Consider the following 14,922-nt stretch of genomic DNA (forward strand, 5'->3'; position numbering starts at 1 on the left):
AGCGGACATTACCGTCTTGTCTCATTTTTATTTTAATCCACTATATGTTTCGGTTGGTTTAGGTCGTCTGAAAGCGGAATATGGCCGCGTTATTCGTTTTCGTAACCGGTTTAATTAGACTCCGTATGGCGGTTTTCGTTTCGTTTCGAATGCAAGCCTGCGGCTTACTGCCCTCTCCCTAACCCTCTCCCACGGGGAGAGGGGACGGGTTGCCGTAGCCTTGCTGTTTGCCGCATAAACTCGGGTGCGGACTGCCATTGGTCTGAATCTTTGACTCAGCCGCTCGATGCGTGTGCCTGTGGTGTTCCAAAAGGTCGTCTGAAAACGGAGCTTCTGAAAGTACAGCTTCAACAAGAGTTAAAAATTGCCTGAACCTTAAAAGCAGCCTGCAACCCCATCCCCGTGGGAGAGGGCTAGGGAGAGGGCGGCAAACCAAAGGTTTGCTTGGGTGGCATTTTCAACGTGCAGGCTGCTTTTCACTTCGTTGAAACCGCGTTTTAGCTTCGCAGAAACCCCGCTTCCTTCAGAAGCTCCGTTTTCAGACGACCTTTCTGTTTTCAGCGCACAGGCTTTGTGAAAGCGTTATCGGCTTTGATGCAAGCCTGCGGCTTACTGCCCTCTCCCTAACCCTCTCCCACGGGGAGAGGGTTAGGGTTGCCGTAGCCTTGCTGTTTACCGCATAAACTCGGGTGCGGACTGCTATCGGTCTGAATCTTTGATTCAGACGGTCGATGCGTGTGCCTATGGTGTTCCAAAAGGTCGTCTGAAAACGAGGTTTCCGAAGGAAGTCGAGTTTCTGCGAAGCTAAAGTACAGCTTCAAAAAGAGTTAAAATTTGCCTGAACCCTAAAAGCAGCCTGCGACCCCATCCCCTCTCCCCGTGGGAGAGGGCTAGGGAGAGGGCGGCAAACCGTAGGTTTGCTTGGGTGACATTTTCAACGTGCAGGCTGCTTTTCACTTCTTTTGCAGCTTCGGTTTTAGCTTCGCAGAAACTCGACTTTCTTCGGAAGCTCCGTTTTCAGACGACCCCTATTCTTTCCCCGCCGAAACGGGTTCGGCCTTTTCAAACGCCGCCTTCAACTGTTCTGCCGCCTGTATCAACTGCCGTGCGCCGCCCGCGACAATGTAGTTCGCGGCAGGCATGACGATGATTTGCTTGCGCTTCCAAGCGTTCGTGCCGCGTACCAGCGCGTTATCCAACACTTCCATAGCCGCCGGCCCTTCCTGCCCGATGGCGGCGGTACGGTCGATGATGAAAATCCAGTCGGGGTTTTTCTCTTTGATGTATTCGAAGGAAACGGGCTGCCCGTGCCCCTCGTTGCGTAAAGATTCGTCCACGGGCGGCAGGCCGATGTCGCCGTGTATCCAACTTGCCAACCGCGACTGCGTGCCGAAGGCGGACACCTTGTTGCCCGTAACCGACAGCACCAGCCCGCGCCCTTTGCCTTTGGCGGCTTCGCGCGTTTGGGCGAACAGCGCGTCAATCTGCGCCTTCAATTCCGCCGCGCGCGCTTCCTTGCCGAAAATCCGCGCCAGGGTTTCCATCTGTTTTTCGCCGCTGGTGCGGATATTGCCGTTGTCCACCGTCAGGTCTATGGTGGTCGCCTTTTTCGCCAACTGTTCATACGCTTCCGCGCCCGGCCCGCCGGTAATGACAAGCTGCGGATTGTAGCAGTGCAGGGCTTCGTAATCGGGTTCGAACAGCGTCCCCACCGTTGCCGCCTTGTCAAATGCAGGCTGCAAATAATCCACGCGCACCGGCGCGGTGGTTGCGCCCACATTCACGCCCAGCTCGGTCAGCGTATCCAACGCCGCCCAGTCGTAGACGGCGACGCGTTCGGGATTCTTCGGCACAATGGCATCACCCCGCGCGGTCGGCACGGTCAGCGTGGCGGCAGATGCAGATGCGGCTTGGGATGCGGCGGATACAGTTTTTTCGGCGGCAGGTTCGGGCGAACAGGCGGCCAGCAGGACGGCGCAGGCTGCCCAATAAAAACGTGGCTTCACGGTGTGCGGTTCCTTTGCATACGAATAAGAATGTTTATTATTAAACAAATAATCTGCAGAAACCACGCCGCAAAACGCAAAATTCCCGAAACGGCAAAACAAATTCCCGAAACGGGAAAGGCCGTCTGAAACACCCTTTCAGACGGCCTTTTCCGTTTCAACCAATCCCTGCGCTTGATTATTGGCAATAATTCCTATTTAATCCGCTTATCAGACAACCCGTTCCCATCCAAACATGAACACCGCCGCCATCTACCGCCAGTACCAAACCTATGTCCGCTCCGATAAATCCGGCTGGGCGTTGGACGGCTGTTCCGACAACGCGCTCATGGCGCAGGTAAAACAGCCCGGTTTGCATCTGGAAATGTGCATCAACCGCTTCGACTCGGGCATCACCCTGTCGCGGATGCGCGGCGGCGGAACGGGCGCGTTTCCCACCGAAATCCACAATTTCAGCCACAACTGCGCCCTGTTCGTCATGGTGTCGGGGCAGAACCGGTTACAAATGGGCGGCAGGGAATACCGCCCGTCTGCCGGAGAAATCTGGCTGGTACGCGGCGAACTGGCGGACGTATCCGAAACCCTGCTGCCCGACAACGGCGGCATGTGCGCGCTGCATTTGGATTTTTCGCTGGAAAAACTGCGCCGCTGGCACGATGAAGGTTTACTGGACGAACGCCTGTTTTCGCCGCAAACGATAGGCCGATTCGCCCTGCAACGGCTGGCGCAAAACGCGGCGGCACTGACGGCGGCGGCCTGCCCCCTGCTCCAACGCCCGTTCGAATCGGACGGCTTCGGCCTGCTCGCCGACGAAGCCGCCGCGCTGGAACTCTCCGCCCGATTATTGCGCTTCACCTTCCGCCGCCACGACAACGGCTACCGCCGCCGGCGCATAGACGAAGCCGCCGACATCCTGCAAAACGAATTCGCCCGCCCGCTGACCATCGCCGAAATCGCCCGCCGCATCGGACTGAACGAATGCTACCTGAAACGCTATTTCAAAGCGCAAACCGGCGAAACCGTCGCCGGACGCCTGCGCCGCCTGCGGCTGGAACACGCGCTCGCCCTCATCGAATCCGGCAGCACCGTCCAAGCCGCCATGCACTTTTGCGGCTACCGCCACGCGGGACGGTTCAACGAAGCGTTCAGGCGGCATTACGGATTTTTGCCGTCCGATATCAAAAAAATGCTTTGACGATAAAATGCTTTGACGATTTCATCTTTAATCAGATGGCTCGGAATGCAAAAGCCGGCTCTCCATAATAGTGGCCGCACAACCCAAAAGCAGCCTGCACCTCAGTTTTCAAAGTGCAGGCTGCTTTGATAACGCCGCGGCATTCCCCAAAATCCATACGGCGGCATTGCAACGGCATAAAACATTCACAGTCCCAAATTTCAAACCACAAAAAAGCAGCCTGCACCCTCCCAAACCGAGTGCAGGCTGCTTTTCCGTCCTGTTGCGCCTTTACAAACGGCTCACGCCGCTCACGCCTTTCACTTCCGCCAAATTCGCCAGTACGCGTGGCAACTCGTTCACCTGCCGCACTTCCAGCGTGAAGCGCATGCTGGCCTCCAGGCCGCGCGTCTGCGTGTGCACCGCCGTCACATTCACCTTATGCCGCGCCAAGCAGTCCGACACATCGCGCAGCAAACCGTTCCTGTCCTGCGCGCGCACTTCGATGTCGATGGCGAAAATCTGCCCGCTGTCCAGTTCCGCCCAGCTGGCCGGCACCACTTTTTCAGGCGATTTCCGCGCCAAGTGCTGAAAATCCGGGCAGCATTCGCGGTGAATCGACACGCCTTTTTCGCGTGTGACAAAGCCGGCAATCAAATCAGGCGGCGCGGGTTTGCAGCAGCGTGCCAATACGGTCAGCAGCCCGCCTTCGCCGTCCACCAGCACGCCGTTTTTGCTGCCGGAGGCGATTTTGGATTTTTTGACAATGGTGTTTTCCGACACCGGCACCGCCTGCGGTTCAATCAGCGTGCCGGCTGCTTTCTGAACCGCACGCAGCGACACTTCGCCCTGACCGATGGCGGCATACAGTTCCTCCAGCTGCTTAAAGCCGAGTTTTTCGCACACCTGCTGCTGGTTGGGCTTGGGATTGATTTTGGCGATGACTTTGTCGAACTGGTGCTTGCCTTCCTCGCGTACGGCTTCGGCATTTTGCGCGCGGATATAGGCGCGGATTTTGCTGATGGCCTTCGACGATTTGACCCAGCCTTCGTGCAGCCAGTTCACTGACGGCTCGCCTTCTTTGGCAGCGATGATTTCCACGCGCTGCCCGTTTTCCAGCGGCGTGGACAGCGGCACAATCTGCCCGTCCACCTTCGCGCCGCGGCAACGGTTGCCCAAATCGCTGTGCAGCGCATAGGCAAAATCGATCGGTGTGGAACCCGAAGGCAGCGAGAACACTTTGCCGTGCGGCGTCAGCACATAAATCGTGTCGTTGAACAATTCGGTTTTGAAGGCGGCGGCCAAATCTTCTTTGCCGCTTTGCGCCATGTTTTCACGCCAGTCCAGCAGTTGGCGCAGCCAGGCGATTTTCTGTTCGTAGGCCGAATCGCCCTTGCCACCTTCTTTATACCGCCAGTGCGCCGCCACGCCGAATTCGTTGAATTCGTGCATTTCGTTGGTGCGGATTTGCACTTCGATGCCCTTGTCTTCCGGTCCCACAATCACGGTGTGCAGGCTTTTGTAGCCGTTGCCTTTCGGGTTGGCGATATAGTCGTCGAACTCGCCCGGAATCGGCTGCCACAGGCTGTGGACGATGCCGAGCACGGAATAGCATTCGGGCACGGTATTGACCAGCACGCGCACGGCACGGATGTCGTACAGGCCGTCAAAATCCAGCTTTTTCTTCACCATTTTGCGGTAAATGGAATAGATGTGCTTGGGGCGGCCGGCCACGTCGCATTCGATGCCGGCCTGGCGGACGGCGGCTTTCAGTTGCACCAAAAAGCGTTCGATATATTCCAGCCGCTCATCGCGTTTTTCATCGAGCAGGCAGGCGATGCGGCGATATTCTTCGGGATTGTAGTGGCGGAAGCCCAAATCTTCGAGCTGCCATTTGAGCTGCCACACGCCCAAACGGTTGGCCAACGGGGCGAAAATATCCAGCGTTTCTTTGGCCAGGGCGCGTTTGGCCGGGCTGTCGGGCGTTTGGCTGAGAAACTGCATGGTGCGGGTGCGCAGGGCGAGCTTAATCAGGACGACGCGGATGTCGGACACCATGGCCAGCAGCATTTTGCGCATGGTTTCGGCTTGGGCGGCGCGCTCTTCGGGCGTGGCCAGGCTGTCCACTTTGGCAAAATGGGTGAGCTTCTGCACTTCGTCGATACCTTTGACCAGATTGGCCACGGCGCCGCCGCACGCTTCGGTCACGCGCTCTTCCCAGTTGTCCGCATGCGCCGGTGCGTCGGTCAATACGGTGGCGGCGACGGATTCGGGCAGCAAATCCATATCGGCCACCATCAGGGCAGCCTGCAACAGATGCGGCAGCAGCGGTTCTTGGGCGGTGGTGGCGGCACCGGCTGGGTAAATCTGTTCTGCCAACTGCAAAGCAGCCTGCAACATTCGGGCTTCGGCCTGCGGTTGGCGTTGTGCATAATCCAGGTATTGCTGTATCGGCTGTTGCTCCGTCATCATGTCCTCCGTGCACGAAAAGAAAGATTGAAGGTAAAGATTGATTTTAGCCCCGTCTTTCGCAACGGGCTAGCAGTTTCGTCAAAAAAACGCGAGAAGCCGGATTCGGGCGCGCATTGAAGCGATACCTTCAACAAAGCCATCGATTTTCGGCAAAAGCAGCCTGCACCCTGATGACCGTTTTTAACGCTATAATACCGACTTTTTCAACCGTCCACGGAAGACCATCATGAGCCGCATTGCCCAAACATTCCAATCGCTGCAAAACCGCAAAGCCCTGATTCCCTACATCACCGCCGGCGACCCAGATTTGGCGGCCACGGTGCAGCTGATGCACGGCATGGCGGACGCGGGCGCGGACATTTTGGAACTGGGCGTGCCGTTTTCCGACCCGATGGCGGACGGCGAAGTGATTCAGCGCGCCGTCGAACGGGCGCTGGAGAACAAGGTGTCGCTGCAAGGCGTGCTGGCGGCGGTGCAGGAATTCCGCCAAAAAAACCAACACACGCCCGTGGTGCTGATGGGCTATCTGAACCCGATTCACAACATGGGTTACGAAGCCTTCGCCCAAGCGGCGGCGGATGCGGGCGTGGACGGCGTGCTGACGGTGGACAGCCCCATCGAACACATTTCGCCCTTGCAGGCTGCTTTGGCGGCGCGCGGCATCGACTGCATTTTCCTGATTGCGCCCACCACCACGCCCGAACGCATCGCCGCGATTGCCGAAAAGGCCAGCGGTTTCATTTATTACGTGTCGCTCAAAGGCGTGACCGGTTCGGCGCGGCTGGACACGGAAGCCGTGGCGCGCCAGATTGCGCTGCTGCGCCAATACACCGATTTGCCGATTGGCGTGGGCTTCGGCATCCGCGACGCGCAAAGTGCCGCACAAATCGCCCAAGTGGCGGACGCGGTGATTGTGGGCAGCCGCATTGTGCAGGAAATCGAAAAGCAGCCTGCACAGGCCGTGCGCGCCGTGGCCGATTTGGTGCGCGAATTGAAAGCCGCCGTTTAAGCCGTGTCGAAAAGCAGCCTGCACATGAAGTTTTCGGTTTTAATGTCGGTTTACCGGCGCGAACAACCCGCGTTCCTGCACGAATGCCTGCAAAGCCTGCACGCACAGACGCAGCCTGCACACGAAATCGTGGTGGTGCTGGACGGCGAAATCACGCAGAATTTGCAGGCTGCATTGGATGAATGGCGGACGCGCCTGCCGCTCAAAATCGTGCCGCTGCCGCAGAATGTCGGCTTGGGCAAAGCCCTGAATGCGGGCATCGAACACTGCACGCACGACTACATCTTCCGCATGGACAGCGACGACATCGCCCATCCGGAACGTTTCGCGCTGCAATGCGCCTTTTTGCGGCAGCATCCGGAAACCGACCTGCTGGGCGGGCAAATCGCCGAATTTGACCGGCACATCCCTGCGGACGGCAGCCGCATGAACATGCGCCGCGTGCCGCTGACCCATGCGGACATCGTCCGATTCTCCCAAAAGCGCAACCCGTTCAACCACATGACCGTTGCCTACCGCAAAAGCAGCCTGCACCGTGTCGGCGGTTACCAGCACCACCTGTGGATGGAAGACTACAACCTGTGGCTGCGGATGCTGGCCGCCGGCATGCAATGCGCCAACCTGCCGCAAACCCTCGTGTACGCACGCACGGGTAGCGGCATGATTGGACGCCGGAAAGGTTGGCGGTACATCCGCAGCGAATGGCAGCTCTACCGACTCAAACGCCGTCTGGCACTGCAAACGCCGCCGGCCGCCTTCGTCTGCTTCGCCCAACGCGCCCTGCCCCGCCTGCTCCCGTCCGCACTCCTGCAATTCCTCTACAACCGCTTGCGCCGAAACCCATGAAACCCACACCATCGCTCGCACTGCGCCTGATTAACGGCATTGTGCTGATTACACTGACCACAACGCTGTATCTCTCGCAAAAAAACATCGCCCTGTTCCATATCAAAATCATCAACAGCGCGCTGATTTGCCTGATTGCCTACGCATTGGCCGCCGTCTCCATCAACAAACTTTTGTATTTTCCCGGCAAACAAAGCTGGCTGCACATCCTGCCTGCCGTCGGATTGTCGTACGGCAGCGTATTTTTCATCAGCGGCATCCTGTTCATCACCTTTTCCAACAGCTTTGTCCTCATCAACAGCCTGCTGGCCACCCTGTTTTTCGTGGGCGACTTCATCCGCCGCAACCGCCACCTCCCCAACATGGCCTACATCCCGCACGGACGCGCCGGCAGCGCCGCACAAATCCCCCATGCAAACTGGATTTGCCTGAACGCGCCCGAACTGCCGCAAACCCCCGTCCAAGCCGTGGTGGCCGATTTGCATTGCCCTGATTTGAGCGCGGACTGGCAACGCTTCCTGGCAGCCTGCACTTTGGACGGCATCCCCGTGTACAACATCCGCCAAATCGAAGAATCGCTCACCGGCCGCGTGAAAATCCGCCACCTTTATGAAAACGATTTAGGCTCGCTGCTGCCGCCCGCAGGCTACATGCTGGTCAAACGCCTGCTCGACATCCTGTGCGTCCTCGCCGCCCTACCCTTTGCCCTGCCGCTGATGCTGCTCACCGCCATCGCCATCCGCCTGGAAAGCGCCGGCAGCGTGCTGTTTGTCCAAAACCGCGTCGGACAGGGCGGCCGCGAATTTAAGATTTACAAATTCCGCAGCATGCGCACCGATTCCGAGCAAAACGGCGCCCAACTTGCCCAAGTCGGCGACAGCCGTATCACGCGCGTCGGCAGCTTTATCCGCAAAACACGGCTGGACGAACTGCCGCAGTTTTTCAACATCCTCAAAGGCGACATGAGCCTTATCGGCCCGCGCCCAGAGCAAAAAGTGTTCGTGGAACAATTCGAAAAAAGCATCCCTTTTTACCAATACCGCCACATCGTCAAACCCGGCCTGTCCGGTTGGGCGCAGGTAACGCAGGGCTATGCCGGCAACACCGACGAAACCCAAGTCAAAATCGAACATGATTTTTACTACATCAAACACTTTTCGTTTTCGCTAGACGTGCTGATTATGTTCAAAACCGTGAAAATCATTCTGACCGGATTCGGCGCACGATAACCCGATGAAAATTATTTTTATAGAAAAAACAAGGAAACTATGCGAAATACGCTTTTTTAAGACCAAATGCCGCTTGACGGCACAACGCGCAATCTGTATAGTTAGGTTCTTCAGTCGGGGCGTAGCGCAGCCCGGTTAGCGCATCTGCTTTGGGAGCAGAGGGTCGTGAGTTCGAATCCCACCGCCCCGACCACAAATTACTTAATGATACGCCAGATAGTACGCGCCCGTAGCTCAACTGGATAGAGCACCGACCTTCTAAGTCGGGGGTTACGGGTTCGATTCCTGTCGGGCGTGCCATTTTTCCAGATATTAGTTTCTGGTGGTTGTAGCTCAGTTGGTTAGAGCATCGGATTGTGATTCCGAGGGTCGTGGGTTCGAATCCCATCTGCCACCCCAAAATTTTAATTATCATACCGCACTCATTAAATTTAAAATGAGTGCGGTTTTTGCATGGGGATTTTGCATGAACCACCCAACACCGCCATCGGTTCTTATTTTCGGCATGGGTTTTGTCGGCAGGGCTTTGGCAGAGTCGCTGTATCAACACCAATATCCGGTGGCGGCGATTAAGCGGCATTGGTCGTCGGACGATGTCTGCCTGCCGATTGAAGTGTCGTGCATGGATTTGAACGAGCATTGCGCAAACGCCGATTGGGCGGATTACGGCACTTGGGTCATTGCCCTGCCGCCCGCCGCATTGGCCGATTATGTCGCTTCCATGCGCTGGTTGGCCGAACAGGCGAAGAAAATGCAGGTGCGGCATATTGTGTATTTGAGCAGCGTGGGCGTGTTCGGCGCGCAGCAGGGTTTATGCGACGAAAATACATTGCCCGAACCCGATACGGCATCCGGACGGGCGGTTTTGGCGGCGGAGCAGATTTGGCAAACGTCTGGGGTGGCGCATGTGGATATTTTGCGCTTGGGCGGCCTGTATGCGGCGGAACGCCATCCGATTTTCGCTTTGCTGCGGCAGGAGAAGCCTTCGGCGCAGGCAAAGCAGCCTGCAAACCGCATTCACCGCGATGCCGCGGTGGCGGCCATCGAACGTGCCATTGCCTGCCCGTCGTCGGTGCGCGTACGGCATATTGTGGAAGCGGATTATTTGACCAAACAGGATTTTTACGCGCGGGAAGCCGCTAAATTGGGCGTGCCCGTGCCGCGTTTGGCGGACGATATGCCCGAACATTCCGGCAAACGGGTGATTTCTTGTTGGAAAGACGGAGAATAAATAGGATGAAAAAGCAGCCTGCACTTTCGGTGGCACATTGCCAAGTATTGCAGCAGCCGTTTTACCAGTTTGCGCAAATGAAGCAGTTTGCGCCCGAATCGATTGAGGGCGTGAAGGCGCAATACCGTGCGGCATGGACGGATTGGCGCGATTTTGTTTTGGCGGTGCAGGCTGCTTTAGCGGCGCAAGGCATCGTCTTTGCCGCGCCGCATATCGAGCGTTGGTGCAACGGCTGGCAGGTGCGCGCGCATTTTTTCGCGTTTTTCAAATTGCCCGGCTTTGAACGCGATGCGCCGATTCTGTCGCTGATTCTGAACCGGCAGCGTTTCACCGTGAGCTTGGATTGGCATGCGTACAAAGCCGCGCAATCGCATATTTCGCTGGCGCAATACCACCAGTGGCTCGACCAAATCGGCCACCCGCAATGGGCTGACTGGGATTTATGGCGCGGCAAAGACAGCGAATATGCCGAACACAAAACCGTTGCCGCATGGCAGCCTGCACCTTCCGAATGGCGCGAACCGCAGGATTTCTACCGCATCGGCCGCCATTTGCCGCGCGACGAATTGGCGGAACACGACACTTTGGCATGGACGGTGGCGCGCCTGATGGATTTACTGCCGCTTTACCGCTTGAGTTGCCAAAACTGAACCACGCATTTTTTGTTACAATAACACCTTCCGATTATTTCAACGCAAAGGCAGCCTGCACATGGCTTCACTCGAAACTTGGATTGGTTTGCGCTATTTGCGCGCCAAAAAACGCAGCGGCTTCATGTCGTTTATTTCCGTGATGTCGATTGTCGGCATCGCATTGGGCGTGATTGCACTGATTGTGGTGTTGTCCGTGGTGAACGGTTTTCAGAAAGAAATCCGCGGGCAGCTGCTCAACATCGCGCCGCACGCCGAAGTGGGCTATCTGATCGACAGCCAAAACGGCACGCCGGCCACCTGGCAGGCATTGCAACAGAAATTCGCCGGCAAACCTGAAGTCTTGGCCAGCGCGCCGTTCATTGCCGGACAAGGCTTGCTGGCCAATTCCGGCGAAGTCCGCGGCACACAGTTGCGCGGCATCCTGCCCGACCAAGAGAGAAAAGTCATCGATTATGCCGACAAAATGACGGCCGGTTCGTTTGACGCGCTAAAAGCGGACGAATTCGGTATTATTCTGGGCGAAAGCCTGGCCGAAACGCTGGGGGCGAAAGTGAACGAGAAAGTAACCGTCATTACCCCCGAAGGCAATGTAACCCCTGCCGGCGTGGTGCCGCGCCTGAAGCAATTTACCGTGGTCGGCATCGTGAAAACTGGTTTTGACGAGGCCGACAGCAGTTTGGCCTTAATCCATCTGGCCGATGCTCAAAAACTCTACCGCACCGACGATGCCGCCATCGCCCTGCGCCTGCGCCTGGCCGACCCACAAAACGCCCCCGCCGTGATGGAACGGCTGCTGCCTGCGGAACAGCGGAAAGATTTGTGGACGCAAAACTGGACGGACAACAACCGCAGCTATTTCAGCGCGGTGGAAATGGAAAAGCGCATGCTGACCCTGCTGCTGACCTGTATCATCGTCGTGGCGGCGTTTAACCTGGTGTCGTCACTGGTGATGGCGGTGAACGAGAAACAGTCCGACATTGCCATTTTGCGCACGCTTGGGCTGTCGCCGCGCGGCATTATGAAGATTTTCGTGGTGCAGGGCATGGTGGCCGGCGTGTTGGGCACGATAACCGGCGTGGTGTTCGGCCTGCTGCTGGCGTGGAAAATCGGCGTGATTATCCATTGGATCGAAACCCTGTTCAATGTCCAGTTCGTTTCGGCCAAAGTCTATTTTATCAATTACCTGCCCAGCGATATCCAACTATACGATGTGCTCGGCATTACCGTTATTTCACTGCTGCTGTCGTTTATTGCCACGCTTTATCCGAGCTGGAGCGCGGCACGCACACAACCTGCGGAGGCATTGCGTTATGAGTAATTGGGTCATTGACTGTCAAAAAGTCTGCAAAACCTATCAAGACGGCGGCCTGAATGTGGACGTGCTGCATGATTTGACGCTGCAAATCCAAGCGGGCGAAAGCGTGGGCATTATCGGCTCTTCAGGCAGCGGCAAATCCACGCTGCTGCATCTGCTGGGCGGTCTGGACGAACCCAGTTCCGGCAGCATTACGCTGATGGGGCAGGAAATTGCCAAGCTTTCCCAAGCCAAACTGGGGCAGCTGCGCAACCAATATTTGGGATTCGTGTATCAATTCCACCATCTGCTCACCGAATTCACGGCGCTGGAAAACGTGATGATGCCGCTACTGATTGGCCGCATGAGTGCAAAGGATGCCAAAGTGCAGGCTGCTTTGATGCTGGAAAAAGTCGGGCTGGGGCAACGGATGATGCACCGTCCGGCCGAATTGTCCGGCGGCGAACGCCAACGTGCCGCCATTGCCCGCGCATTGGTCAAACGCCCCAAATGCCTGCTGGCGGATGAACCGACCGGCAATCTCGACCGCCGCAATGCCCGCCATGTGCTGGATATGATGCTGGAATTGCAGGCGGAACTGGATACTGCGCTGGTGGTCGTTACCCATGACGACGAACTGGCGCAGCGTTTCGGGCGCGTCCTCGTCATGCAGGATGGCAGCCTGCACCCCCAACCTACTGTTCAAACAAGGAATGAATCATGAAGATTTCCGCTCTGGCCCTCACCGCCGCCCTGTTCGCCGCCGCATTGCCGGCACAAGCCGCCGATTTCACCCTGCATCCCAGCCAAAAACCGCAGCAGCTAAACGACAAAGCCCCCGTCCAAGTGATTAACTTTTGGGCCACGTGGTGCGGTCCTTGCCGCAAAGAAATGCCGGCCATGAGCCGCTGGTACGCGCAAAAAGGCAAACGTCAAAACGTGCAAATGGTCGGCATTGCCGTGGATGAAACCGCGAATATCAGCAAATTCCTGCAAAGCACGCCCGTGTCGTACCCCATTTGGCGGTACACGGGCAATAACAGCCGCAATATGATGAAAGAATTCGGCAACCAAGTCGGCGTGCTGCCCTACACGGTGGTGCGCATTCCCGCCTGCCAACAGCAGCAGGCACTGGTCGGTGAAGTGGACGGCGCGAAATTAGATGCCGCCATTGCTGCCGTGAAAGCCAAATGTTCGCGCTGATTCATTGTTCCAACGTTTAAAAAGCAGCCTGCACTTTTCACAGCACCATGTGCAGGCTGCTTTTTCATTCCATTTTTATTCATGATACCGCACCGCATCAACCACCAACCCGCCTTCCTGCTCGCCAGCAGCCCGTGGCGCGAAAACAGCCTGCGGCTGGAAGTGTTCAGCCGCGACTATGGCCGAGTCGCACTATTGGCACGCAGCGCACGCGCACGCGGTTCAGAATTGCGCGGCATCCTTATGCCATTCGTCCCGTTAAGCATCTCCTGGTTCGGCAAAGAAGAACTCAAAACCCTGCACCGTGCCGAATGGGTGGGCGGCTGGCAGCAACCCAAAAACCTGCTCCTGTTCAGCGCCTTATACGCCAACGAAATCCTACTCAAGCTCACCGCCCGCGAAGACCCGCATCCCAACCTTTATCACGCCTTGGCGCAACTCATGCAGCACTTCGGCACAGGTCAGCACCATCTCGCCCCGTTGCGCCATTTCGAATGGCAGCTTTTGCACGAATTGGGTTACGCGCCATCTGCACAACACGACCGGCAGCAACAGCCCATCGAAACCCATGCCAACTATTTAATGCGGCCGGAAACCGCAGCAGAACGCATGGCCGAAGCCGAAAGCAGCCTGCACTCCGTGCCGAACAGCTGCATTATCTCCGGCGATGTTTTACAGGCATTGGAAACAAGCAGCCTGCAACCCCATCAACTCCAAGCCGCATTAGCCCTCAACCGCCTGTTCATCCAACATTATCTGCCCGAAGGCATCGTCAGCCGCCAAGCCCTGCATCAACTTCAGCAAATGAAGCAGAAGCTATCATCCGTAATATCCCCTTAATATTTCCCAAAGCAGCCTGCACTAATGCTCTATCCCAAATACAATAGAAAACACCATCCGAATTGGAAATCCAACTTCGGATGGTGTTTTAATGGCAAATTATCTATGCATTATTCGCATTTGAAATTAGCCAACTCTTCTTTACAAGAATCTGCCTGTTCATCAGCAGGTTCTTCCGCAATGACGCGCAAATCTTTCAAGTGAGCCTCTGCATCCACTTCATCTTTAGTACATGCAATCATTTTAGCTTTCAGCTCATCACATGCTGCGTGCAATTTAATGTTAGGAATTTCAGCTTTTGCTTTAGCAACAATATCTGATTCACGTTTCGCTTCAGCAGCATCTTCAGCCGCAGCAGTTTGTTCAGCCTTCGCAATTTCAGATGCAATTGCTTTTTGTGCAGCCTCAGGAGAAGAAGCAGAAACACCCATCATAGCTGATTCAGATGCAGCAGGGGTGCTAGCAGGTTCAGAAGCTGCCACCTCAGATGCAACAGCAGGTGTGGAAGCAGGTGCTGAAGCAGCAGATGCGGCAGGTTTGCTATCACATGCGCTCAAAGCCAAAGCAGCAGTCAAAGCCAAAAACAAAACATTTTTTTTCATCATCATTTTTCCTAGTACAAAAGTAGATTATTCGGTTTCTTCCGGTTGAGTAAACATCAAGTAGAGATAAACTAAAGTAGTTAAACCACCAAAAAATGAGGTAATCACAAAACCGGCACGGAACAACATAGCATCTTTGCCATAGCATTTTGCTAATCCGCCACATACGCCGCCCAACATTTTATCTGTTCTTGAGCGCAAGAATGGTTTTCCGTTAATATCCACGAAATTGCTCCTTAAATTTGAAATACAAAGTTAAGCATAGCATATAGCAATGCTACACATATAATAACGCAAACGTAATCTTTTGTCAAATAAATAAGTATAAATTTTAATTTATTTTATTTAAATATTAAAAGCACC

Annotated in this window: 14 protein-coding genes and 3 tRNA genes; 13 read left to right on the forward strand and 4 right to left on the reverse strand. The window is 55.9% G+C overall.

Going from position 1 to position 14,922, the window contains the following annotated elements; genetic code table 11:
* Positions 1-1,028 precede the first annotated feature (1,028 nt).
* On the reverse strand, positions 1,029-2,006 hold the full coding sequence (locus HMPREF9098_RS04790) for a siderophore ABC transporter substrate-binding protein (RefSeq protein WP_040564277.1): 978 nt from the start codon (positions 2,004-2,006) through the stop codon (positions 1,029-1,031).
* 235 nt (positions 2,007-2,241) lie between these two features.
* Here HMPREF9098_RS04790 and HMPREF9098_RS04795 point away from each other — a divergent pair, with 235 nt between their 5' ends.
* Positions 2,242-3,201 (forward strand): helix-turn-helix transcriptional regulator, encoded by a 960-nt coding sequence (locus HMPREF9098_RS04795; protein WP_003782512.1) that lies wholly within the window; start codon positions 2,242-2,244, stop codon positions 3,199-3,201.
* 270 nt (positions 3,202-3,471) lie between these two features.
* On the opposite strand, the gene HMPREF9098_RS04800 is transcribed toward HMPREF9098_RS04795, so the two are convergent.
* Positions 3,472-5,652 (reverse strand): RelA/SpoT family protein, encoded by a 2,181-nt coding sequence (locus HMPREF9098_RS04800; RefSeq protein ID WP_003782517.1) that lies wholly within the window; start codon positions 5,650-5,652, stop codon positions 3,472-3,474.
* Positions 5,653-5,878: 226 nt separating this feature from the next.
* Between HMPREF9098_RS04800 and trpA the strand changes: the two genes are divergently transcribed.
* The 12 genes from trpA to recO all read left to right on the forward strand — a co-directional run bounded on the left by trpA (position 5,879) and on the right by recO (position 13,957).
* Positions 5,879-6,661 (forward strand): tryptophan synthase subunit alpha, encoded by a 783-nt coding sequence (gene trpA, locus HMPREF9098_RS04805; protein ID WP_003782523.1) that lies wholly within the window; start codon positions 5,879-5,881, stop codon positions 6,659-6,661.
* Between the two features lie 24 nt (positions 6,662-6,685).
* Entirely contained in the window at positions 6,686-7,507 is an 822-nt protein-coding gene (locus tag HMPREF9098_RS04810; protein ID WP_040564278.1) for a glycosyltransferase family 2 protein, read from the forward strand.
* Positions 7,504-8,736, forward strand: a complete 1,233-nt coding sequence (locus tag HMPREF9098_RS04815; RefSeq protein ID WP_003782527.1) for a sugar transferase — start codon at positions 7,504-7,506, stop codon at positions 8,734-8,736. Before HMPREF9098_RS04810 ends, HMPREF9098_RS04815 begins: the two co-directional genes overlap by 4 nt.
* 115 nt (positions 8,737-8,851) lie before the next feature.
* Positions 8,852-8,929: transfer RNA gene (locus HMPREF9098_RS04820), tRNA-Pro, on the forward strand.
* A 30-nt stretch (positions 8,930-8,959) separates the two neighbouring features.
* Positions 8,960-9,036, forward strand: a tRNA-Arg gene (locus HMPREF9098_RS04825).
* Between the two features lie 22 nt (positions 9,037-9,058).
* Positions 9,059-9,135: transfer RNA gene (locus HMPREF9098_RS04830), tRNA-His, on the forward strand.
* Between the two features lie 67 nt (positions 9,136-9,202).
* Positions 9,203-9,967 (forward strand): NAD-dependent epimerase/dehydratase family protein, encoded by a 765-nt coding sequence (locus HMPREF9098_RS04835; RefSeq protein WP_003782528.1) that lies wholly within the window; start codon positions 9,203-9,205, stop codon positions 9,965-9,967.
* A gap of 5 nt (positions 9,968-9,972) precedes the next feature.
* Positions 9,973-10,617 (forward strand): HI_0552 family protein, encoded by a 645-nt coding sequence (locus tag HMPREF9098_RS04840; RefSeq protein WP_003782530.1) that lies wholly within the window; start codon positions 9,973-9,975, stop codon positions 10,615-10,617.
* 61 nt (positions 10,618-10,678) lie between these two features.
* Positions 10,679-11,938: a lipoprotein-releasing ABC transporter permease subunit gene (locus HMPREF9098_RS04845; protein WP_003782532.1), complete on the forward strand. Its 1,260-nt coding sequence runs from the start codon at positions 10,679-10,681 to the stop codon at positions 11,936-11,938.
* Complete coding sequence (lolD, locus tag HMPREF9098_RS04850) at positions 11,931-12,638, forward strand: lipoprotein-releasing ABC transporter ATP-binding protein LolD (RefSeq protein ID WP_003782534.1); 708 nt, start codon at positions 11,931-11,933, stop codon at positions 12,636-12,638. Before HMPREF9098_RS04845 ends, lolD begins: the two co-directional genes overlap by 8 nt.
* Entirely contained in the window at positions 12,635-13,117 is a 483-nt protein-coding gene (locus HMPREF9098_RS04855; protein WP_003782536.1) for a TlpA family protein disulfide reductase, read from the forward strand. Before lolD ends, HMPREF9098_RS04855 begins: the two co-directional genes overlap by 4 nt.
* Positions 13,118-13,198: 81 nt before the next feature.
* Positions 13,199-13,957 (forward strand): DNA repair protein RecO, encoded by a 759-nt coding sequence (recO, locus tag HMPREF9098_RS04860; protein ID WP_003782539.1) that lies wholly within the window; start codon positions 13,199-13,201, stop codon positions 13,955-13,957.
* Between the two features lie 110 nt (positions 13,958-14,067).
* Here recO and HMPREF9098_RS11700 read toward each other — a convergent pair whose 3' ends face one another.
* Positions 14,068-14,565 carry a hypothetical protein gene (locus HMPREF9098_RS11700; RefSeq protein ID WP_147285393.1) on the reverse strand — a complete coding sequence of 166 codons (498 nt, stop codon included), beginning with the start codon at positions 14,563-14,565 and terminating at the stop codon, positions 14,068-14,070.
* Positions 14,566-14,586: 21 nt separating this feature from the next.
* Positions 14,587-14,784, reverse strand: coding sequence for a PspC domain-containing protein (locus HMPREF9098_RS11395; protein ID WP_198489553.1), 198 nt, complete (start codon positions 14,782-14,784; stop codon positions 14,587-14,589).
* Positions 14,785-14,922: the final 138 nt, after the last annotated feature.

Source organism: Kingella denitrificans ATCC 33394, assembly GCF_000190695.1.
Taxonomy (GTDB): Bacteria; Pseudomonadota; Gammaproteobacteria; order Burkholderiales; family Neisseriaceae; genus Kingella_A; species Kingella_A denitrificans.

What these genes read in the sequence shown, in the direction of transcription:
- HMPREF9098_RS04795 (WP_003782512.1), top strand. Translation starts at nt 2,242, where the DNA reads ATGAACACCGCCGCCATCTACCGCCAGTACCAAACCTATGTCCGCTCC.
- HMPREF9098_RS04800 (WP_003782517.1), bottom strand. Translation starts at nt 5,652, where the DNA reads ATGATGACGGAGCAACAGCCGATACAGCAATACCTGGATTATGCACAA.
- trpA (WP_003782523.1), top strand. Translation starts at nt 5,879, where the DNA reads ATGAGCCGCATTGCCCAAACATTCCAATCGCTGCAAAACCGCAAAGCC.
- HMPREF9098_RS04810 (WP_040564278.1), top strand. Translation starts at nt 6,686, where the DNA reads ATGAAGTTTTCGGTTTTAATGTCGGTTTACCGGCGCGAACAACCCGCG.
- HMPREF9098_RS04815 (WP_003782527.1), top strand. Translation starts at nt 7,504, where the DNA reads ATGAAACCCACACCATCGCTCGCACTGCGCCTGATTAACGGCATTGTG.
- HMPREF9098_RS04835 (WP_003782528.1), top strand. Translation starts at nt 9,203, where the DNA reads ATGAACCACCCAACACCGCCATCGGTTCTTATTTTCGGCATGGGTTTT.
- HMPREF9098_RS04840 (WP_003782530.1), top strand. Translation starts at nt 9,973, where the DNA reads ATGAAAAAGCAGCCTGCACTTTCGGTGGCACATTGCCAAGTATTGCAG.
- HMPREF9098_RS04845 (WP_003782532.1), top strand. Translation starts at nt 10,679, where the DNA reads ATGGCTTCACTCGAAACTTGGATTGGTTTGCGCTATTTGCGCGCCAAA.
- lolD (WP_003782534.1), top strand. Translation starts at nt 11,931, where the DNA reads ATGAGTAATTGGGTCATTGACTGTCAAAAAGTCTGCAAAACCTATCAA.
- HMPREF9098_RS04855 (WP_003782536.1), top strand. Translation starts at nt 12,635, where the DNA reads ATGAAGATTTCCGCTCTGGCCCTCACCGCCGCCCTGTTCGCCGCCGCA.
- recO (WP_003782539.1), top strand. Translation starts at nt 13,199, where the DNA reads ATGATACCGCACCGCATCAACCACCAACCCGCCTTCCTGCTCGCCAGC.
- HMPREF9098_RS11700 (WP_147285393.1), bottom strand. Translation starts at nt 14,565, where the DNA reads ATGATGATGAAAAAAAATGTTTTGTTTTTGGCTTTGACTGCTGCTTTG.